Below are 18,078 nucleotides of genomic sequence, written 5' to 3'. Positions count from 1 at the left end.
AGTTGGATCGCTGCCCTTCAGTGCCAACATCAACGCGGCTCAGTCCAGAGCTTTCGACGACCGCCCCCTTCGTTTCCGCTGGACCATCAATGGATCCGAGCTGTCCGCGAACCCCTCTGTGGCTATCGCCATCGGCCATGCGGGCGACGACCTGACCCGCCCAGGTTCCTACCTGCTTGAACTGGTGGCTGAGGATAGGTGGGGCAATCGTTCAGTTCGCGCTTATCCATTTAGCGTCAGGGAGGCCGCGCCCCGGATTGTCACCTCCGATGTCCCTCCGGACTCGCGGCCCACCAATTTCCAGGGGATCGAGTTCGCCGACCCGCTGATCCTCAAAGATTCGGCAGAGCTGGGCAAGGACGACCAGCCGTTGCGGCTTCCATCGCGCATCGTAACCAATGGCTTCAGCCTCACACTCCGCGCGAGTGCGCTCCACGCCGGCCGCTCGATAATAGCGAGTTTCGAGAACGTGCCGCCCAAAGGGGGGCTAGACGGTTTGCCTGGCCCACCGGGTCCATCTGGAGGCACAAGTGGCGAGAGTGGTCGACCGGGCGGCCAAGGCCAAGACGGGAGCATGGGGCCAAACGGGCCCAGTGCGGGTGCTATCAAGATTCTTGCAAAGACTCTTTCGGGTCACCTCACGATCCGCAACAATGGCCAATCGGGCGAACCCGGAGGTAACGGCGGCAACGGGGGGCAAGGCGGAGCTGGTGCAAGAGGTGGCTCTTCCAGATCCTCGGTGTTTAGTTGCGCAGCCGGGCCGGGACACGGGGGCAATGGCGGCGCAGGCGGACTTGGTGGCGCTGCGGGGCGGGGCGGAGACGGCGGCAACGGTGGAGCCGTGACGGTAACTCTCGAAGAACTGGATCGAGACGCTGACATCAACATTCAGTCCGCCGGTGCTCCGGGCGGCAACTCTGGAAAACCTGGATCCGGCGCGCCGGGCGGCCCGGGGGGGCCTGAAGGATCATCGACGGGGCTATGTGGTCCGGCCGGAAGGCAAGGCACGTCTGGTCCGCCGGGCTTGCAAGGACCGTCCGCGCCGTCTGGAAGGGCCGGCGAATCTGCACCTATTCGACTACAAGTCGGCCGCGAGCTGACGGAGACATCAGGGGCGCTTTTATATCCGAAATAGGCCGCCCGAGTGGAACGTTTGAGGTTCGCCTCGCGTGAACGCCCGCTAGCTCCCTCGTTCGGTGTTGAGCATCGGCGGCGGTTGAATGTCCGGAATGTTCGTGAGGTCTTCGGGAAGGGGCGCACTCGAACACCTAAGATGCAGTTCCCTGTTGAATTGCTTCCGTCGAACGTTCTGCTTGTTGGTTACGTCCGTGGTCGCTAACGCTCCGGAGGGGCTGAGCAGCCCGATCATGACTGACGACTTCAGCCGCTCGTTTTCACCCTGCTCATAGTCGTTGGCCTGCTGCCTGATAGCCTTGCATGCTGCTGATTGCCACTTTGGGTCGTTGGCCTTGAGGCTCTGAACATAAATCTGGGGTTGCGCGGCGCAGCCGGCACAGGCCAACCCGATCGCGACTGCGAACTGCCATCTCATATTTATCATTCCTAGGGGTTCAGGACGTCCGGCGACGCGGTGTCCGATGCGGATTGTCGATCCCTTGTCCAACCTCGGACGCCCCTCGCGGTTCCTCGTCCTCGAACTGATTTACGAGGCAGCGCTTAGGCGCTGGGAGCATTCGCGTGGCAGACCTCCTCGGGGATGCCTACCTATCTCGTTGAACGAGAAATTTGGATGCAGGCAAGGGACGAATGGCGGACGGGAAGCGGGCTCTGCGAGCTGCGTTCAAGCGACTTGAACAAGAGGTTCCGGATTGGCTCGCGTCGGCAATTCGGTGGCTTCGACACCCTGCCTCGCGATGGGTGAGATTGCCCGCCGGTCTGCTGCTCGTTCTAGGCGGGATTTTCTCGATTCTTCCATTCCTGGGGATCTGGATGCTGCCGCTAGGGCTCCTACTCTTGGCCGCGGACATCCCATTCCTGCGAATGCCGATGGCCAGTTTCACCATGTGGTGCATTCGCATGCTGGAGCGATTTCGACGCCGCCGTGAAACTTGAGCACGGCCCACCGGGTTAACCGCGGCTACCATCGGCGCCTGGCCATCACCAGCGCCATTGTCCGATGAGGGGTTGGACGACGTGGATCACGAAATATGGACCCGCGCCCCACGCGATGGTCCAAAGCAGCGCCCCCGCAACATTGGCAGGCAGGAAATGAAACCAAGGCATCCGAACGGAGCCGGCAATGACCCCGTTTAATTGGCGAAGCACGACGACGAAGCGTGCGGTCAAGACGATGTAGATGCCGCGCTTCTGAAACAACGCCTCCAGACTCGCCAGCCGCTCCGCTGTCAGCTTGAAGCGTGGTCCGTAGGTCGTGAGCAGCTTATGGCCGCCGAACCGCCCGATCGCGTAGCCTGTGCTGTCCCCGAGCACAGCCCCACAGAAGATGGCGATGAGAGCGTGCGGCAGGCTCAGTTGCCCCTCAGCGGCGAGCGCTGATGCCGCGATGACTGCCGTTTCGCCTGGAACGGGAGCGCCAAGCGATTCCAGGTAGATGAGCACGAACAGGGCCCCCACCCCGTAGGCCGCCACGTAGGGTTGGATGAGGCTCAGGGCATCCATGGAGCGGCCAGGGCTGGGGTGCTCGTCTGCATCAGCGGTCACCTCTCATTCGTCACGGCCGCGCGACGATTACTTGTCGCTATCGGTTCCCATTGCCAGCAGGTGTTCGGCCGTCGCGATGGCGCGCGCCCGACCGTCAGCCACTCCCATGGCCGCCAGCAAAGCGGGTACCCATGGCGGAACTGGCACCTCATCGGTCAACCACTCCCGAACGCGCTTCAATCGGCCATTACAGAATAATTCCGCGAAGCGCTCAGCGGTCAAAGCTGCCTCGTTCAGACCGTGCTGGAACTGCGCCCCATCGATCTGCTGGGCTTTGATCTTCGAATTCGGGATTTGAAGGCTGCGGGCCAATGTCAGTGCCCTCCCACTCGTACCATCGGCGCGCTTTGCCAGCCTGACGCCAGCACCGCCATAACGGCTGAAGAATCTAAGCCAGGATTGCTATATCGGCGGCGGTCAGAGCACCAAGGCGCTCGATCACCACATCGGCCACGCGATACCGGGCACGCTTGCCAAGCTCCAATAGTTTCTCTGTCTCATCAGTGGTCAGGCGAGAGAACAGCGCTTCCACGACTGCTCGGGCCGCCGCCAACGCTGCCTGGCTCTCGGCGGCTCGTCGCTCGCTTTCTGCTTCCTCTCGGCGCTCGCGCGCATCTGAGGCTTTGATCTGAGCGGGGGACATTCTCATGCGCTTCTTTGCGCGCTTCGCCTTCATCCGGGCTTCTAGGATCCGACTCTCGATCGTGCCCGTGTAGATCCGCTCCCCGGCGGCGAGCTGAGCCTTGAACTCCTCTCGAATTTCGGGCGGGGTCGATTTGGCCGCGACCTTGTAGACGAACGACGCGGGCAAATTCATCACGTGACGAATTTGATCCGGGCCGATGTTCTCAGCCACGTCCATCATGCGCAGCGCCGTCGAATGACTGAAGCCGCACTCCGACGAAACCCACGGCATGAACTTGCCGTGCCCGACCGTCTCGCGTGCCTGCAATAGGCGCAGGCCGATCTCGGCGACGGTTTCCATCGTGGTCGCTTGGAGCGCGCCGTAGGTATCCCGGACCCAGGCGGCATGCCCCCGCGCCTGCTCGGCTTCCGTGGGGTCGAGGCCGGCGTAGTCGAACCCTGCTTTGTCCCGGATCGCCACTGCAGTCATTCGCCAGCACCTTCCTTCGCTTCAGGAAAACAGACACAACCATCCTCGGTAAACCGGACACCTACCTTCTCGAGGGCAAGCCGTATCGCCGCGAGATTTGGCCCCCTGGGCGATCCTTCCTCCCGCTCAAAGCTGGCGACCGTGCTCAGGCCGACGCCGGCCTTCTGAGCCAACTCGTCCCTCGTCCAATCGAGCCCCGCTCTGGCGGCTCTGCATTGCTGCGGAGTTATCAAAACCGCTTTCTCCATTTCATGTTACAATTTTTTCAGCCGTATACAACTAAAACGGTTGACATGGTCTGTCCCTGTGGCCTATAAGCAACCATAAGAGTTGCTTTTAATCGTTTCCATCGGAAACGCCAAGAGGGGGACAGTTCATGCACAGCAATTTGCCACTGGTCCGCGCAAGCCACCATGGTGTCGCCTTCGACAAGTCCGCCATCATACGCCGCGCTTATCAGCACGGTCGGTTCGCTCTCCAGCTCAGCCGCCATCTTGGCACAGCACGGCGGCGCCGAGGGCCTGCGGCAGGCGATCGAGAACGAGCACTACCGCGAGCGCTTCAACGTCTCGGCCATCGATCGGCTGCAAGCCGCCTCTCTAACGTGGGAGCCTGAGCTATGGCCTCGCTCCATCGCTTGATGCCGCCCGCCTCGCTGAAACTGCGGACGCGACTCGCCGATATCCGCTGCGGCTTCTGCGGCTGCCGGGAGGAGCCCGACGAAACGGGCCGGATTCTCACCATATCGCATCCAAAGGCAGCGATTTGCGAGCTGTGCATGGACGAGGCCGATCTGATGGCCGCATGCGCCGGGCTCGCTCGCCAGCCCGCCAAGGCTCGCCCTGGCAAGCGCCGCCTCCTCAACCGCCACTCTGTTGGAGCCTGAACCCATGAAAGCTACCCGTCGCAACTTCATGGCTGGCGCTGCCGCCATCGCCGTTACCGGTGCCCCTGCGCTCGCTCTCGCCGCGGGCCAGTCCGACCCGTTCCTTGTGGCGCTCGCGGAATACGAGGCGGTCCATGCGGTCTGGCTGGCCAAGCTGGAGATGGTTAGTGAGGCAAATCTGGCTGCGGTCGCTGAAGCTGGCCCAGCTCCGTCCATATCGTTCAATGGCCAGACCATGAACGAGGCTCGAAACGATTACGACATTGACCGCTTTTTCCATCCATTTGCCGATGGCGGGCGCGTCATGTCGGAGGCCAAGGCCAAAGCGAGGCGGCAGGTCGTAGCCTGGAGAGCGGCCAACTACGCCGCAGGGATCACACATCGAGTGGACGAGCTTCAAGACGCAGCTGACGAGGATAGTTCAACCGACTCCAAAAAGCTGGATGCGGCTTTCGCGACCGTTCCCACCACGAAGGCCGGGTTTGTCGCCTACCTCGATTTGATGGACCGGGAATGGGAATACCTAGCCGGTCGCGCGTCGGGAGAGCCACCGATGGAACTAAAGACCGCTTTCCTCGCCCTCTGCGGCGACGCTGCCCCCGACTGAACCACCCCCAACCCCTACGCCGTCACTCACCAGGAGATACCCAATGCCGACCGCACCCGTTGCGGCAGCCGCTACCGGCTTGCCAAAATTGCGCAGCCCCGGCCAGAGGCCTTCGCGCTTCCAACGCGTCATGGCCTATCTCGACGCACACGACGCGGTCTATCGCGCAGTCGAGGGCTGGCCGGGCTGGTACGAAGCCCGGTGGGCCGATCCCGCACTTTCAGGGGCACGACCGCAGCGTTGGGCGCCGAGCGGAGCCGAATTCGGGAAGTCTCCGGCATTCGGCCCGCACAGCGCAAGGAAATAGAAGCGCGCGAGGCCCTCATCAGCCACGTCGCCAGCATCATGGAGATGGAACCGGTCACGATGGCCGGAGCCATCGTTCAAGCTGAGGCTCTGGAAGCTCTGAGCGCTGTCCCGGCGTTTGAGCGCGGCACGGTGTCAGTGGAGTTTATCCAGACCCTGCCCGCATGGGGCGAGCGACTGGCCGCTTCCATCCTTCGCATTGCCAAATCCGCAGCCTGACGGTCGCGCCGACGGTCTTCTGACCCCTCCCTTCCTAGAGGAGTGCTACCTCATGGCAGCTCTCGACATCAACAACCTGGCCGCCGCAGTCTCGTCGATCGCCACGGCCGTTCGCAATTTCCGCTCCGTGATGTGGGGCGGGTCGATCTCGAAAGAGACGCGGTACCAGCCTCAGGTCGACGCCATCGACCGGTCTTTGAGCGAGGTCGACAAGATCCTGAACGGCGAGCCGGCGTCCAGGCCTTTCAGCACATACCTCGAGGACCGCGCACGATTGCTGGCGCTCGCCAATAAGCTCCAGCGTCGCGACCTCGACGTGGAAGACGCGCGGAAGGCCGCGGACGAACTCTCTGACCTCGTGCTCGCCATCCTCAATGACGAAGCCATAGGCCAGCCGGAAGCCTAGCTCGCCACCTCTCCCCCCGGAAGCAATCTCGCCGTCCCGTTATCAAGTTAGCTCGATGGCACGAAAGCAAGTCAACGAAAGGAATCTCGCTGTGTCGATCGAGCGTCGATCCGTCCTCAAAAGCGCTGCAGCTGCCATTGCTGTCACTATCCCCGGAACCATTGCCGGACGCGTGCCGCAAGTCATAGCGGCGGCGCCGTCAAATGATCCGCTCGTCAGCCTCATCCTCCGCTGTCGAGAAGCTTCGGAGGCCTTCAACAGATGGGCCCGCTCGCCCGAGGGATGGAAGGCCGGAGACGCGGAATACCGTGCAAAATCCGCTGCAATGTTCGAGGCGCTTCAGGATGAGCTAGGGGAGCGCCCGCCGATGCCGACAACGCCGGAAGGGGCGGCACTCGCGCTTGAGGAGTTCACCAGCTACTCGGGCACTTATGATTTGGAGGGCGACGCCCCTCTGCTCCAGATCGTCATTTCCTACCTGCGCGGAGCGGCGAGCGCATGAGCCCTTCCCGCACCACGCGCCACCGCGGCAAGGGCAAGCCCTCCCGCACCACCTTCGCTGTCAAGACGGTGAGCCTGCCGACCTTCGCCTTCTACGGCCATCTCCCCGTCGTCTATGTCGATGGCGAGCTAGTTATCGGCCGGCGCGTCATCCCTCTGCGCGACCGATGAAGCTCACCGGGTTTGATCGCCCGGATATCAAACAGGGTCAGCGCCATAATAATGTATGAAGAATGAAATCCGGTTAGCTCACCCCGTTTTTCATCCCTGCGCCTCACGCTCGCTTCGTCGGTGGGCCTTGGGCGGCAGGCGAGCATCGCCGAAAAATTTCTCTGCTGACTTTCAAAGATTGGGTTTTTCTAGGTGGGCATGAGGCCAGCCAAGGAGATGCCCATGTCGATCGAAGATAATGCAGACCGCCACTATGCGAACCGATATCGCGCTCGACTGCGACGGCAGCGCAGCTATCAGGCGGACTACCGCGAGAAGCTCAAGATGTCGCGGACGCCAGATCGGGAGGACATGGCTGCGTGCTTGCTGCGACTGGTCGTACGGAACTCTGCGCGGGATTGGGAGCATCACGGGGCGAACTGGGAACGGGTCTTGGTGAAGCACCTCAGCGAGCGGGGCTTCGACATGCAGGCCACGTCTGAAGCGTTTCGAGGGATGCTGGATCGCGAGGTACTGCGGCTCCGGGCGAAAGCCGACCGGGAGCAGTCTGATGGCTGAGCCCCTGGCCTATCGCGTCAAGGGCGCCGCCACGATTGATGAACGGAAAAGGGGAGGGGCGGCGAATTGCTGTCCCAGTTGCGGCCTGCCGGTGAATGGCGTAGCGGCGGCTCCGCCCAATCGCTCGGCGTCCGCGACCGCTTCCCGACTTGCCTATCGGGTGGAGGATGCTGCGGAACAGATCGGCGTCGGCCGCACCACCATCTATGCGCTGATCAAGGAGCGGCAGCTCGTCACCCTAAAGCTTGGAAGGCTCACGCTGATCAGGCACATTGAGCTTGAGAAGTTGCTCGACGCGCTTCCTGCTGGCGGAGGGGATGTGGAGCAGTAGAATTTTGTTGCCTGCGGCGTTCTGGCACAGAAAAGCGGCGCGATACCACGAGCAGCGGCGAATTCAGTTGGCCTTTTAGTTGGCCTTTATGTCGCTTAAAAAGTAGAAAACGATTTAATTTCAATATCTTGAGGTGATAAATCGAATCCCTCAAGCGCACCATTTCCCCTCCGCCTTGAATTGTCGCGCGCCGTGCGTAGCCAGCCTGAGGCCGCCCCTGTGGTGCCAGGCTCGCAGTCTTCGCGACCTCTGCGGGCAGAGGGTGCGCGCCGGCATTGCGCGGGCCAGCGTGGTTGGCGTCCAGAGATAACTTCAGGTCGGCGCGCCGTGCCCTTCAGGCTGCGGATGGGAACATGCGGCGCTCAGGCCGGCGGATGCGGGATCGCGGTGAGCAGTTCCTTGGTGTACTCGGCCTTGGGTGAGCCCAGCACCTCCTCGGCCGTGCCTTGCTCGACGATCGCGCCGGAGCGCATCACGATCACCCGGTCGCAGAGCAGGCGTACGACGTTGAGGTCGTGCGAGACGAAGAGATAGCTCATCCCGAGCCGCAGCTTCAGCTCTTCCAGCAGGTTCAGCACCACGGCCTGCACGGAGACGTCGAGCGCCGCGGTCGGCTCGTCGAGGATGACGAGGTCGGGGTCGAGCGCGATGGCCCGCGCGATGCCCACGCGCGCCTTTTGCCCGCCCGAGAGCTGATGCGGGAAGCGGTCGATCAGCTCGACCGGCAGGCCGACCAGCCGCGCCAGCTCCTCGCAGCGCGCCCGCAGGGCGTCGCGGCCGTTGAGCGTGCTCATCCGCATGATCGGGTCGGCGATGGCGCGCTCGGCGGTGAAGCGCGGGTTCAGGCTGTCGGTCGGGTCCTGGAACACCATCTGGATGCGCCGGCGCTGCGGCGAGGCCGCGAATTGCTTGGCCGGGATCGCGCCGATATCGGTGCCGTCGAAGACGATGCGGCCGCCGCTCGGGTCGATCAGCCGCGTGATCATCATCGAGGTCGTCGACTTGCCGCAGCCGGATTCGCCGACGAGGCCGAGCGTCTCGCCGCGCGCTACGTCGAAGCTGATGCCGTCGACCGCGCGGAAGGGCGGGCTGGAGGGCTCGGCCTTGCCCATCAGCTTGGCGAAGAAGGCGCCTGTCGCCGGCCTTGGATATTCCTTCACGAGGTTCTCGACCCGCATCAGCGGCTCGGTGCCGGCAGGAGCCGCTTGCGGCGCGCGCGCCTGCGCCGGCGGGCCGCTCGAGGCCTCCGGCAGCAGGTCGGCGAGGCTCATGCCGATGCGCGGCGTCGCCTGCATCAGCTTGCGGGTATAGGGGTGCTGCGGGTTGCGGAAGATGTCGGCGGCGTCGGCGGTCTCGACGACGCGGCCCTTCTCCATCACCACGACCCGGTCGCAATAGGCGGCGGCGAGGCCGAGATCATGCGTGATCAGGATCGTCGACATGCCGCGCTCGCGCGTCAGCTCGACGATCAGGTCCATCACCGCCTTCTGCGTGGTGACGTCGAGCCCGGTGGTCGGCTCGTCGGCGATCAGCAGCTGCGGCTGGCAGGCGAGCGCGAGGGCGATGACGACGCGCTGGCACATGCCGCCGGAGAGCTCGAACGGATAGGCGTCGTAGCGCTCCTCCGGGCGGGCGATCTTGACCTTGGTCAGCGCTTCGATCGCCTTCTCCCGCGCCGTCGCGCCCGTCGCCTGGACATGCTGGAGCAGCACGTCCTCGATCTGCTTGCCGACCTTGCGGATCGGGTTCAGCGCCGCGCGCGGGTTCTGGAAGATCATCGAGATCTCGCGCCCGCGCAGGTCGCGCATCTGCGCCTCGTCGGCGGTGACGAGATCGATGCCGGAGAAGCTGATCGAGCCTTCCGCGACCTTGCCGGCCCGGTCGAGGATGCGCACCACGGCATAGGAGGTCACCGACTTGCCCGAGCCGGATTCGCCGACGATCGCGACGGTCTCGCCCTTGCCGACCTGGATGTCGATGCTTTTCACGGCCTGCACCGCGCCGCGACGGGTGGCGAACTCGACCGTGAGGTTCCTGATGTCGAGCAGGGGCTGCGCGGTCATGCTTGGCTCCGCCTACCCCCTCTCCCCTTGCGGGAGAGGGTTGGGGTGAGGGGTCGCGCGACGCTGCCGGTTGGCGCATCGCAACGCTGAACGGACAGGGCACGGCGACCCCTCATCCGCCTGCCGGCACCTTCTCCCGCAAGGGGAGAAGGGGAGCGGGGCACCGTCGCGCTATGCCATCTCATCGCTCAATTCCTTCGCTGCGGATCGACGAGGTCGCGCACGCCGTCGCCGAGCAGGTTGAAGCAGAACACGGCGACCATCAGCGCGAGGCCGGGAAAGAAGGCGATCCACCATTCGCCGGAGACGATGAAGCTCGCACCCTCCGCGACCATGATGCCCCATTCCGGCGTCGGTGGGCGCACGCCGAGTCCGATGAAGGACAGGCCGGCGGCGTTGAGGATGGCGTAGCCCATGGTCAGAGACATCTGCACGGCCATGATCGGCATGATGTTGGGCAGGATCTGCGTCAGCAGCAGGCGCCAGTCGGAATTGCCCGAGAGCCTCGCGGCCTGCACGAAGCCGGCATCGCGCCGGACGTTGGCCTCGGCCCGGGCGACGCGGGCATAGAGCGGGAAATTGATGATCGCGGTCGCGAGGATGATGTTGGTGACGCTGTTGCCGAGCGCCGCGACGATGCCCATCGCCAGCACGAAGAGCGGGAAGGCCATGATCGTGTCGGCGATGCGCCCGACGACCTTGTCGACCCAGCCGCCGAAGAAGCCGGCCATGACTCCTGCCAGCCCGCCCAGGACGAAGACCAGCGCGACCGAGAAGACCGCGATCGAGAAGTCGAGCCGGGTCGCGGCGATGACGCGGCTGAAGATGTCGCGGCCGAGCTGGTCGGTGCCGAACCAGTGCTTGGCGCTCGGGGCCTGCAGCGCGGCCGCCGTGTCGCTCGCCAGCGGGTCATAGGGCACGATCGCGGGGCCAAAGATCGCCGCCAGCAGGATCAGCGCGAAGAGCGCAAAGGCGAGGCCCGTGACCGGGTTCTCGGAGACGACGTGCCGCGCGTGGCTCCATAGGCTGGTCGAGGGCGGCGCCTCGAAGCGCAGCGCCGGCACGGGTTCGACCTCCGGAGTCTTGGCTTGGCTCATGTCGTTCACGGCTCAGCCCTCCAGCCTGACGCGGGGATCGATGACGCCGTAGAGAACGTCGATGAGCAGGTTCAGCGCGACGTACATGATGGCCATGATCAGCACGAAGCCCTGGATCGGCGCGTAGTCGGAGGCGATCAGCGCCTCGACCGCGTAGGAGCCGATGCCAGGCCAGGCGAAGACCTTCTCGACCAGCACGTTGGCGCCGAGCAGGAACGAGAACACCATTCCCAACGTGGTGACGACCGGCAGCATCGCGTTGCGGAAGGCGTAGGTGCCGATGACCTTGGTATTGCTCAGGCCGCTGGCGCGCGCCGTGCGCACGAAATCGGCGCCGAGCACCGCCAGCATCGAGGCGCGCGTCATGCGCGTGATCGGCGCCAGCGAGAAGATCGCCAGCGTCAGCGCCGGCAGGATGAGCTGGGCGAAGGCGCTACGGAAGGTCTCGAAATCGCGTGCGACCAGCGTGTCGATCAGCAGCAGCCCGGTGATGCGCGGTGGCTCGGAGGCGAAGACGTCGAGCCGCCCGAGCGGCGCCGGCGACCAGCCGAGGATGAAGTAGAAGACGTAGACCAGCAGCAGCCCGGTGAAGAACACCGGCAGCGAGACGCCCGCGGTCGCGACGATCCGGCAGAGATGGTCGACCCACGAGCCCTGCTTCACCGCAGCGAGCACGCCGAGCGGCAGCGCCACTGCCATGGCGAGCAGCAGTCCCACGAGCGTCAGCTCGGCGGAGGCCGGCAGCCGCGCCGAGATATCGCTGATCACCGACTGGCCGGTGGTCAGCGACTGGCCGAGATCGCCTTTCACCAGTGCCGTGACATAGGAGACGAATTGCTGCGGCAGCGGCCGGTCGAGGCCGAGCTTGTTGCGGATCTCGGCAATGGCCTGCGGCGTCGCCGCCGGCCCGGCGAAATAGGCGGCGGTATCGCCGGGCAGAACCCGCGTCAGCAGGAAGGTGACGATGATCACGCCGATGACGGAGGGAACCGTCGTCAGCAGCCGGGCTCCTATCATCCGTAGCATGATGCGCTCCCCATCCGACTAGGCAGGTTCGTAGGTCAAACCCGGAAACGCGCGACGGCGCGGTTCCGGAGGAAGACACGGATTCTCCTCAGCCCTTGGTCAGGTAGCGGAAGTCGGGCTCGCGGCAGGGCTGGAACTGGTAGCCCCCGATGCTCTTCTGCATGGCGACGTCGTGGGTCGGCTGGTTGATCGGCACCATCGGCACCTCGTTGTTCACGAGCTTGATGAAGTCGATGACATTGGCGTCGTAGGAGGCCTTGTCAGGCGCGAAGCGCGCGGCATCGACCAGCTTGTCGAGGGCCGGGTTCTGGTACGCGGCAATGTTGAAGATCGAGTTGTTGCCGTGCATCGTCCAGAACAGATAGTAATCCGGATAGTCGAGCCAGCCGGCGAAGCGGTTCAGCACCATCGGATTGGTCTTCTTGGCGATCTCGGTGCGGAAATTGGCTCCGGGCACCTTGTTGATCTCGACGGTGATGCCGATCGTCGCCAGCGCTTCCTTCATCAGCACGGCCATCGGCTCGGCGACGGTGGCGTTGCCCGCGTCGAAATACAGGGTCGTCGAGAACGGTCCGCCCGCAGCATCGACCAACGCCTTGGCCTTGGCCGTATCGGTCTTGTAGGGGAAGGGCTGCGGCCAGGCGACCTTGGGCGTCGTGCCGCCCGACATGTCGACGCCGCGGCCGAACAGCGACGCCTGCAGGATCTTCTCATAGGGCATGACCCAGGCCACGGCCTGGCGCAGGCGCACGTCCTTGAACGGGCCGACCTGCGTGTTGAGGTAGCAGCCCCAGACGCCGTTCGGGATCGGTACGCCGACGACGTTGACCTTGCCGGCATCGAGCAGGTCCTTGAAGTCCTTCGGCGGCAGCCCGTAGGAGACGTCGGCGTCGCCGCGCTCCATCAGCGCCCGGCGGGTCGAGGGCGAGGCGATGTCGCGCGCGATGATCCGGCGCAGCTGCGGCAGCTTTCCGCAGGTCCAGGCATCGTTGCGCACATAGATCGTCTCGACGCCGGGCTTCCAGCTCTCGACCTTGTAGGCGCCGGAGCCGGCGATGTTGTTCTTGAGGTATTCCTTGGCCCAGGGATCGTCGCCGCCATTCTTGATGGCGAGCTCGGAGTCGAAGATGAAGGGAATGGTGACGGCCAGGTTGGGCAGCGTCATCTTGTCCTTGCGGATGAAGTCGACCCGGAAGGTCTTGTCGTCGACCACGACGAACTGCTCCGGCTTCTCCAGCGAGCCGGCATTCATCTGCGTCGTCGCGAAGCCGCCGATCGAGACGGCCCGGTCGAGCGACCATTTGACGTCCTTGGCCGTGACCTTGCGGCCGGAATGGAAGGTGGCGTCGCGCAGCTTGAAGGTGCAGCTCATGCCGTCCGAGGCGAGCTGCCAGCTCTCGGCCAGCTCGCCCTCGAGCTCGCCCATCGCGATGGTGTTGCCGCCGCCGCCCGGGATCGGCACCGGCTTGAAGCGCAGCAGCCGGTCGTAGCAGTTCAGCGCCACGCCGTTGACCGGCTGCGACGCGCCGATGCCCTGCATGTCCAGGCTGTTGGGGCCGTATTCCTGCACGAGCAGCAGCGTCTCGCTGCGGCTCGGCGCCTGCGCCCGGGCTGTGCCTTGGATGACGAGCGGGGCGGAGAGGCCTGCTGCGACGACGGAACGGCGGGTGATCATCGGGATGCGATCCTTGTTGGCCAATCAGCACTTCGGGCGAAGGAACACGCCGCCGCAGAGGGCGGGCGTGAAGCATGCAAGGTTCAAGCACGGAGCATGCCAACAGGCATGCCCTTGAAATTTATCCGGAAACGGAAATGGCGAGCGCGCCCGCTGCTCTATTGTATGCAAGGTCGATTTATTTGCTCATTTTTTGATCAGGTCATGCGCTGCCGAGAAGGCGCGCAGGTTGTCAAAAGCGGCGGGCCGCATTGACAAGGCTTCGACCATAATGTTTGGTATGCAAAACATAAGTTCGTCCATAAATATGACCGAGCAGGGGATTGGCTTCGATGACACTCTTTCGCATGCTGCGCGGCGCTGCCGTCGCGCTTCTCGCCCTGGTGGCGCTGGCTCCGGCCGCCACGCCCGCGGCCGCGGCACCGAGCTGGGATACGATCGCCAAGAGCGGCGTCGTCCGCGTCGGCGTCATCCCGAACCGGCCGCCTTATTTCTGGCAGGAGAACGGCGAGTGGATCGGCTTCTCCGCCGAGATGGGCCGCGACGTCGCCAAGGCGTTGAGCAAGGCCCTGAACAAGGAGATCAAGGTCGACTTCGTCATCACCTCGTGGACGACCGTCGTGCTCGACCTCCAGGCCGACAAGATCGATACGTTCTTCGGCCTGAGCTATTCCGACGAGCGCAAGAAGGTGCTCAACCTCGTCGGGCCGATGTACTCGCTGCCCAACGTCGCGCTCAACGCCAAGAACTTCAACCCGGGCGACAAGTGGACCGACTACAGCAAGCCTGAGGTCAAGGTCGCCGTCGTCATGGGCACGACCGATGAGCAGGCAGCGCGGCAATACCTGCCGAATGCCGAGATCCGGGCTCTGAAGGGCATGGCCGAGGCGGTTCTCGACGTGCAGTCGGGCAATGCCAACACGCTGGTCACCACGGTCCTGACCGGGCTCGGCGCGCTCAAGGCGAACAAGAGCCTCGGCGCCATGACGGTGCTCCAGCCGGCCTACACCTTGCCATCCTTCGGCGGCGCGCGCCGCGACGGCGACGACCGCTTCGCCAAGTTCCTGCAGGACTGGGCGACCGAGTACCGCAAGGACGGCCGCAGCAAGGCGGCGATCTTCAAGGCCATGGAGCAGTTCGGCCTGGACACCAGCAAGATCCCGGCCGGCGTCGAATTCTGATCTCCCGGACCCTGCCTCGTGACGCGGCCGCCGTCGGCGACGACGGCGGCCGCGCCCGTCTCCGGGCAATCATCAAACCAGTTTTGGCACGATGGGAGATGAGCTACACAAGCGCTTGAAATCGAGGGTTGCATGGATATCGAAGAAGAGAGCGCCGACAATCGTGAAACGCACAAGAATCACGATATCTACTTCGTCCCCGGCCTGCGGCGCGGCCTTCTTCTGCTCGAGACCGTGGCCGATGCCCGCCGGCCGCTCAGCGTCTCCGAAATCGCCCGCCGCCTCTCGCTGACGCGCTCGACCGTCTTCCGGCTGACCTATACCTTGCGCTTCATGGGCTTCCTCGAGGAGGTCGCCGACAGCAAGAGCTTCACGCTCGGCCCGCGCGTGCTCAACATTGGCTATGCCTATCTCGCCTCGAAGGACATCATCGAGGTCTCGCGCGCCGATCTCGAGCTGCTGCGCGACAACACCAACGTCTCCGCCCATCTCGCCATCCGCGACCGCAAGGAGGTGCTCTACCTCAGCTGCGTCCAGACGCGCTCGGGCTTCCTCAGCAACCTCAACGTCGGCACGCGGCTGCCGGCCTATGCGACGCCGATGGGCTGGCTGCTGCTCTCCGACCTGTCGAGCCGCGAGATCGGCCTGCTGTTCGAGAGCAGCGGCTTCGAGCCGATGACCGAGCAGACCCCGAAGAGCGTCGCCGAGCTGATGGGCAAGGTCTCGGACGCGGTGGTGAAGGGCTATGTCATCAGCCGCGGCGTCGTCGAGGCCGGCGGCAGCACGATCGCGGCGCCGATCTTCGATCGCAACGGCAAGGTCGCCGCGGCCATCGACATCTCCGGCCCTGACACGGCTTTCGACATGACGCAGATCGAGACGCTCGACGTTCAGGAGGTGGTCAATGCCGCGCTCCGGATCTCGGCCCGCCTCGGCTACGTGCCGAAGCGCTAGATCGCCATGCGTCCTATCGGACGCAAAGTGGCGATCTAGGCTTTTGTCATTGCATCGGATTATCCCGAAAACCGGATTCCACTTTTCGGTCCGATGCTCCAGCTACATCCGCCCGGCATCGACCTTGATGCGCTCGCCGGTGAGCGGCGAGGAGGCGGCGCTCGCCAGGAACAGCGCGGATTCCGCGACCTCCTCCGGCTCGACCCAGCGGCGCAGGGCCGCCTTGTCGGTGTAGTTGACCCGGATGATCTCCTCGGCCGGGCGGTTCTCGGCTGCGACGCGGGCGGCGATGACGCGCTGCATCAGCTCGCCATTGACCGCGCCGGGGCAGAGCGCGTTGACGCGGATATTGTCGATGCCGACCTCCTGCGCCACCGCCTCGGTGATGCCGATCACGGCGAATTTCGTCGCGGTGTAGGCGCTGCGCATCGGATAGCCGCGCAGGCCCATCAGCGACGACATGTTGATGATCGCGCCGCCGCCGCGCGCGCGCATACTCGGCACGACATGCTTGATGCACAGGATCGTGCCGCGGATGTTGATCGCCATGGTCTCGTCCCATTGCGCGATGTCGAGGTCCTCGGCCTTGGCGACCTGGCCGGTCACGCCGGCATTGTTGACGAGGATGTCGACGCCGCCGAACTTGGCGAGCGTTTCGGCGACGAGCCGCTTCACCTCCTCCTCCCGCGTGACGTCGGCGGCGACGGCGTGGCAGCCAATCTCGATAGCTGTCTTCTGCAGGACGCCGGCATTGCGCCCGGCGATGACGACGGAGGCGCCGGCCTCGACGAAGCGGGCGGCGATGGCGCGGCCGATGCCGGTCGCGCCGCCGGTGACGATGGCGACCTTGCCGGCGAGGGCAGCACCGGAGGGAAGAGTGGTCATGAGGAGATGCTTCTCTAGCTGGCGATGATCTGGGCGAGGGCGTCGATAAACGCGTCGATCTGCGCCTGCGTGGTGGCGGTGGAGATCACGCCCGACAGGCCCGGCGTCATCAGGAAGCCCGCATTGAGCAGGGCGAGCGAGACGGTGCTCTCCCAGGCGTAGTTCGCGGTGGCGCCGTCGCGATAGTTGCGGATCGTGGTGCCGGTCGCTGTGATCTTGAACAGCGAGCCCGCGCCGGTGACCTGCAGCGGCAGGCCCTCGCACAGGTCGGACAGTCGCTTGCGCAGGGCGTTGCCCGTCGCCTCGAACCCGGCGAAAACCTCCGGCGTCAGCGCCGACATCGTGGCGAGGCCGGCGACCGCGACCATCGGGTTGGCGTTGAACGTGCCGGCATGGGTGACGCGCTCGCGTTGCGCCGGCGATGACAGGTCGAGCACGTCGGCGCGCCCCGCCACGGCGCCGACCGGGAAGCCGCCGCCGATGATCTTGCCGAGCGTGGTCAGGTCCGGCGTCACGCCGAGCAGGCCCTGGGCGCCGTGATAGCCGACGCGGAAGGCGATCACCTCGTCGAAGATCAGGACGATGCCGTATTGGTCGCAGAGCGCCCGCGCCTCGCGCAGGAACGCGTCGTCGGGCAGGATCAGGCCGATGCGGTTCGCCATCGGCTCGACCAGCAGCACGCCGATCTCCCGGTGATGCGCCGTGATGAAACTGCGCAGAGCCTCGGCATCGTTGAAGGGCAGCACTGCGACACGGCCATCCGTGCCGGCGAGCCCGGCGCTCTCGGCGGTCGGCGTCGGCTGGCTGGCGCTCCCTGCGCGCTCCGGTGCCGGGCTGACCGACCAGCTCACATCGTCATAGGAGCCGTGATAGCTGCCCTCGAACTTCACGATCAGCGGCCGTCCCGAGAAGGCGCGGCCGAAGCGGATCGCCATCATCACCGCCTCGCTGCCCGAATTGGCGAAGCGGATGCGCTCGGCCGAAGGCACGCGGGCGATCAGCAGTTCCGCCAGCGCCAGCTCGTGCTCGGTCGGCGCGAAATAGGCGGTCCCCTTGCGCAATTGCCGCTCGGCCGCCTCGACCACCGCCGGATGGGCGTGGCCAAGCGGCAGCGAGGTGGCGTTGAACCAGAAATCGGTGATCGCGCGGCCATCCGCATCGGTCAGCACGCTGCCCTGGCCGCTGGTGACGAAGGCGGCGTAGGGCTTGCGCATGATGGCGTCGCGGGTGAAGCCGCCGGGGAACACCGTTCCCGCCCGGGCGAAGAGCGCGCCGGAGCGCGGCGTCAGGGCGCGATAGGCCTGCTCGATCTCGGCCGCGCGCGATAGCACCGCGCCATAGTAGTCGTTGTCTCCGCCAGCGCCGCGCGCTGCCGGTGATGGTGCCGTTGCGGGCATCTCGCTTCTCCCTGGTCAG

The 18,078-nt window shown here is 64.9% G+C and carries 21 protein-coding genes; 10 read left to right on the top strand and 11 right to left on the bottom strand.

The features are described 5' to 3' along the window. Window positions 1-1,180: 1,180 nt before the first annotated feature. The 5 genes from DWF00_RS16550 to DWF00_RS16525 all read right to left on the bottom strand — a co-directional run bounded on the left by DWF00_RS16550 (window position 1,181) and on the right by DWF00_RS16525 (window position 4,044). On the bottom strand, window positions 1,181-1,552 hold the full coding sequence (locus tag DWF00_RS16550; RefSeq protein ID WP_147283822.1) for a hypothetical protein: 372 nt from the start codon (window positions 1,550-1,552) through the stop codon (window positions 1,181-1,183). Window positions 1,553-2,118: 566 nt separating this feature from the next. Then, the gene (locus DWF00_RS16540) at window positions 2,119-2,631 is read right to left on the bottom strand and encodes a DedA family protein (protein ID WP_114832301.1); all 513 of its coding nucleotides are present in this window, start codon (window positions 2,629-2,631) and stop codon (window positions 2,119-2,121) included. Between the two features lie 78 nt (window positions 2,632-2,709). Next, on the bottom strand, window positions 2,710-2,994 hold the full coding sequence (locus tag DWF00_RS16535; protein ID WP_114832254.1) for a hypothetical protein: 285 nt from the start codon (window positions 2,992-2,994) through the stop codon (window positions 2,710-2,712). A 76-nt stretch (window positions 2,995-3,070) separates the two neighbouring features. After that, window positions 3,071-3,796, bottom strand: coding sequence for a DUF3102 domain-containing protein (locus DWF00_RS16530; protein ID WP_114832253.1), 726 nt, complete (start codon window positions 3,794-3,796; stop codon window positions 3,071-3,073). Further along, window positions 3,793-4,044: a helix-turn-helix domain-containing protein gene (locus DWF00_RS16525; protein WP_114832252.1), complete on the bottom strand. Its 252-nt coding sequence runs from the start codon at window positions 4,042-4,044 to the stop codon at window positions 3,793-3,795. The genes DWF00_RS16530 and DWF00_RS16525 overlap by 4 nt, the downstream gene beginning before the upstream one ends. Before the next feature lie 371 nt (window positions 4,045-4,415). Here DWF00_RS16525 and DWF00_RS16515 point away from each other — a divergent pair, with 371 nt between their 5' ends. The 8 genes from DWF00_RS16515 to DWF00_RS16490 all read left to right on the top strand — a co-directional run bounded on the left by DWF00_RS16515 (window position 4,416) and on the right by DWF00_RS16490 (window position 7,781). Next, window positions 4,416-4,682 (top strand): hypothetical protein, encoded by a 267-nt coding sequence (locus tag DWF00_RS16515; RefSeq protein ID WP_114832250.1) that lies wholly within the window; start codon window positions 4,416-4,418, stop codon window positions 4,680-4,682. Between the two features lie 4 nt (window positions 4,683-4,686). Continuing rightward, window positions 4,687-5,289, top strand: coding sequence for a twin-arginine translocation signal domain-containing protein (locus DWF00_RS16510; RefSeq protein ID WP_114832249.1), 603 nt, complete (start codon window positions 4,687-4,689; stop codon window positions 5,287-5,289). 240 nt (window positions 5,290-5,529) lie between these two features. After that, on the top strand, window positions 5,530-5,814 hold the full coding sequence (locus DWF00_RS16505) for a hypothetical protein (RefSeq protein ID WP_114853048.1): 285 nt from the start codon (window positions 5,530-5,532) through the stop codon (window positions 5,812-5,814). Between the two features lie 52 nt (window positions 5,815-5,866). After that, complete coding sequence (locus DWF00_RS16500; protein ID WP_114832247.1) at window positions 5,867-6,220, top strand: hypothetical protein; 354 nt, start codon at window positions 5,867-5,869, stop codon at window positions 6,218-6,220. Window positions 6,221-6,311: 91 nt separating this feature from the next. Beyond that, the gene (locus tag DWF00_RS29115; RefSeq protein WP_147283821.1) at window positions 6,312-6,722 is read left to right on the top strand and encodes a lipocalin-like domain-containing protein; all 411 of its coding nucleotides are present in this window, start codon (window positions 6,312-6,314) and stop codon (window positions 6,720-6,722) included. After that, window positions 6,719-6,892, top strand: a complete 174-nt coding sequence (locus DWF00_RS29470) for a hypothetical protein (RefSeq protein ID WP_181832867.1) — start codon at window positions 6,719-6,721, stop codon at window positions 6,890-6,892. The genes DWF00_RS29115 and DWF00_RS29470 overlap by 4 nt, the downstream gene beginning before the upstream one ends. Window positions 6,893-7,114: 222 nt before the next feature. Next, complete coding sequence (locus tag DWF00_RS16495; protein ID WP_114832246.1) at window positions 7,115-7,450, top strand: hypothetical protein; 336 nt, start codon at window positions 7,115-7,117, stop codon at window positions 7,448-7,450. Then, complete coding sequence (locus DWF00_RS16490) at window positions 7,443-7,781, top strand: helix-turn-helix domain-containing protein (protein ID WP_114832245.1); 339 nt, start codon at window positions 7,443-7,445, stop codon at window positions 7,779-7,781. The genes DWF00_RS16495 and DWF00_RS16490 overlap by 8 nt, the downstream gene beginning before the upstream one ends. Before the next feature lie 362 nt (window positions 7,782-8,143). Here DWF00_RS16490 and DWF00_RS16485 read toward each other — a convergent pair whose 3' ends face one another. The 4 genes from DWF00_RS16485 to DWF00_RS16470 form a co-directional block, all read right to left on the bottom strand. Beyond that, a complete protein-coding gene (locus DWF00_RS16485) occupies window positions 8,144-9,844 on the bottom strand; it encodes a dipeptide ABC transporter ATP-binding protein (RefSeq protein ID WP_114832244.1) in 1,701 nt (566 codons plus the stop codon). A 188-nt stretch (window positions 9,845-10,032) separates the two neighbouring features. Continuing rightward, window positions 10,033-10,941 (bottom strand): ABC transporter permease, encoded by a 909-nt coding sequence (locus DWF00_RS16480; RefSeq protein ID WP_114832300.1) that lies wholly within the window; start codon window positions 10,939-10,941, stop codon window positions 10,033-10,035. Window positions 10,942-10,953: 12 nt separating this feature from the next. Next, a complete protein-coding gene (locus tag DWF00_RS16475) occupies window positions 10,954-11,967 on the bottom strand; it encodes an ABC transporter permease (RefSeq protein ID WP_114832243.1) in 1,014 nt (337 codons plus the stop codon). An 88-nt stretch (window positions 11,968-12,055) separates the two neighbouring features. Beyond that, complete coding sequence (locus DWF00_RS16470; protein ID WP_114832299.1) at window positions 12,056-13,642, bottom strand: ABC transporter substrate-binding protein; 1,587 nt, start codon at window positions 13,640-13,642, stop codon at window positions 12,056-12,058. A 332-nt stretch (window positions 13,643-13,974) separates the two neighbouring features. Between DWF00_RS16470 and DWF00_RS16465 the strand changes: the two genes are divergently transcribed. Together DWF00_RS16465 and DWF00_RS16460 are read left to right on the top strand one after the other, a co-directional pair. After that, window positions 13,975-14,823, top strand: a complete 849-nt coding sequence (locus DWF00_RS16465) for a transporter substrate-binding domain-containing protein (RefSeq protein WP_114832242.1) — start codon at window positions 13,975-13,977, stop codon at window positions 14,821-14,823. 132 nt (window positions 14,824-14,955) lie between these two features. Continuing rightward, window positions 14,956-15,777: an IclR family transcriptional regulator gene (locus DWF00_RS16460; RefSeq protein ID WP_114832241.1), complete on the top strand. Its 822-nt coding sequence runs from the start codon at window positions 14,956-14,958 to the stop codon at window positions 15,775-15,777. Window positions 15,778-15,879: 102 nt separating this feature from the next. Here DWF00_RS16460 and DWF00_RS16455 read toward each other — a convergent pair whose 3' ends face one another. Together DWF00_RS16455 and DWF00_RS16450 are read right to left on the bottom strand one after the other, a co-directional pair. Then, entirely contained in the window at window positions 15,880-16,662 is a 783-nt protein-coding gene (locus DWF00_RS16455; RefSeq protein ID WP_114832240.1) for an SDR family NAD(P)-dependent oxidoreductase, read from the bottom strand. A gap of 14 nt (window positions 16,663-16,676) precedes the next feature. Then, on the bottom strand, window positions 16,677-18,059 hold the full coding sequence (locus tag DWF00_RS16450; RefSeq protein WP_114832239.1) for an aspartate aminotransferase family protein: 1,383 nt from the start codon (window positions 18,057-18,059) through the stop codon (window positions 16,677-16,679). Window positions 18,060-18,078 lie beyond the last annotated feature (19 nt).

Source organism: Allobosea caraganae, assembly GCF_003351345.1.
Classification (GTDB): Bacteria; Pseudomonadota; Alphaproteobacteria; order Rhizobiales; family Beijerinckiaceae; genus Allobosea; species Allobosea caraganae.
This window is presented reverse-complemented; position numbering and strand designations above follow the sequence as displayed.

Bases quoted from the DNA above. Each gene is read 5' to 3' on its own strand.
- DWF00_RS29470 (WP_181832867.1), top strand. From the start codon at position 6,719: ATGAGCCCTTCCCGCACCACGCGCCACCGCGGCAAGGGCAAGCCCTCC.
- DWF00_RS16475 (WP_114832243.1), bottom strand. From the start codon at position 11,967: ATGCTACGGATGATAGGAGCCCGGCTGCTGACGACGGTTCCCTCCGTC.
- DWF00_RS16515 (WP_114832250.1), top strand. From the start codon at position 4,416: ATGGCCTCGCTCCATCGCTTGATGCCGCCCGCCTCGCTGAAACTGCGG.
- DWF00_RS16465 (WP_114832242.1), top strand. From the start codon at position 13,975: ATGACACTCTTTCGCATGCTGCGCGGCGCTGCCGTCGCGCTTCTCGCC.
- DWF00_RS16450 (WP_114832239.1), bottom strand. From the start codon at position 18,059: ATGCCCGCAACGGCACCATCACCGGCAGCGCGCGGCGCTGGCGGAGAC.
- DWF00_RS16510 (WP_114832249.1), top strand. From the start codon at position 4,687: ATGAAAGCTACCCGTCGCAACTTCATGGCTGGCGCTGCCGCCATCGCC.
- DWF00_RS16470 (WP_114832299.1), bottom strand. From the start codon at position 13,642: ATGATCACCCGCCGTTCCGTCGTCGCAGCAGGCCTCTCCGCCCCGCTC.
- DWF00_RS16530 (WP_114832253.1), bottom strand. From the start codon at position 3,796: ATGACTGCAGTGGCGATCCGGGACAAAGCAGGGTTCGACTACGCCGGC.
- DWF00_RS16500 (WP_114832247.1), top strand. From the start codon at position 5,867: ATGGCAGCTCTCGACATCAACAACCTGGCCGCCGCAGTCTCGTCGATC.
- DWF00_RS16455 (WP_114832240.1), bottom strand. From the start codon at position 16,662: ATGACCACTCTTCCCTCCGGTGCTGCCCTCGCCGGCAAGGTCGCCATC.
- DWF00_RS16525 (WP_114832252.1), bottom strand. From the start codon at position 4,044: ATGGAGAAAGCGGTTTTGATAACTCCGCAGCAATGCAGAGCCGCCAGA.
- DWF00_RS16550 (WP_147283822.1), bottom strand. From the start codon at position 1,552: ATGAGATGGCAGTTCGCAGTCGCGATCGGGTTGGCCTGTGCCGGCTGC.
- DWF00_RS16495 (WP_114832246.1), top strand. From the start codon at position 7,115: ATGTCGATCGAAGATAATGCAGACCGCCACTATGCGAACCGATATCGC.
- DWF00_RS16480 (WP_114832300.1), bottom strand. From the start codon at position 10,941: ATGAGCCAAGCCAAGACTCCGGAGGTCGAACCCGTGCCGGCGCTGCGC.
- DWF00_RS16485 (WP_114832244.1), bottom strand. From the start codon at position 9,844: ATGACCGCGCAGCCCCTGCTCGACATCAGGAACCTCACGGTCGAGTTC.
- DWF00_RS16490 (WP_114832245.1), top strand. From the start codon at position 7,443: ATGGCTGAGCCCCTGGCCTATCGCGTCAAGGGCGCCGCCACGATTGAT.
- DWF00_RS16460 (WP_114832241.1), top strand. From the start codon at position 14,956: ATGGATATCGAAGAAGAGAGCGCCGACAATCGTGAAACGCACAAGAAT.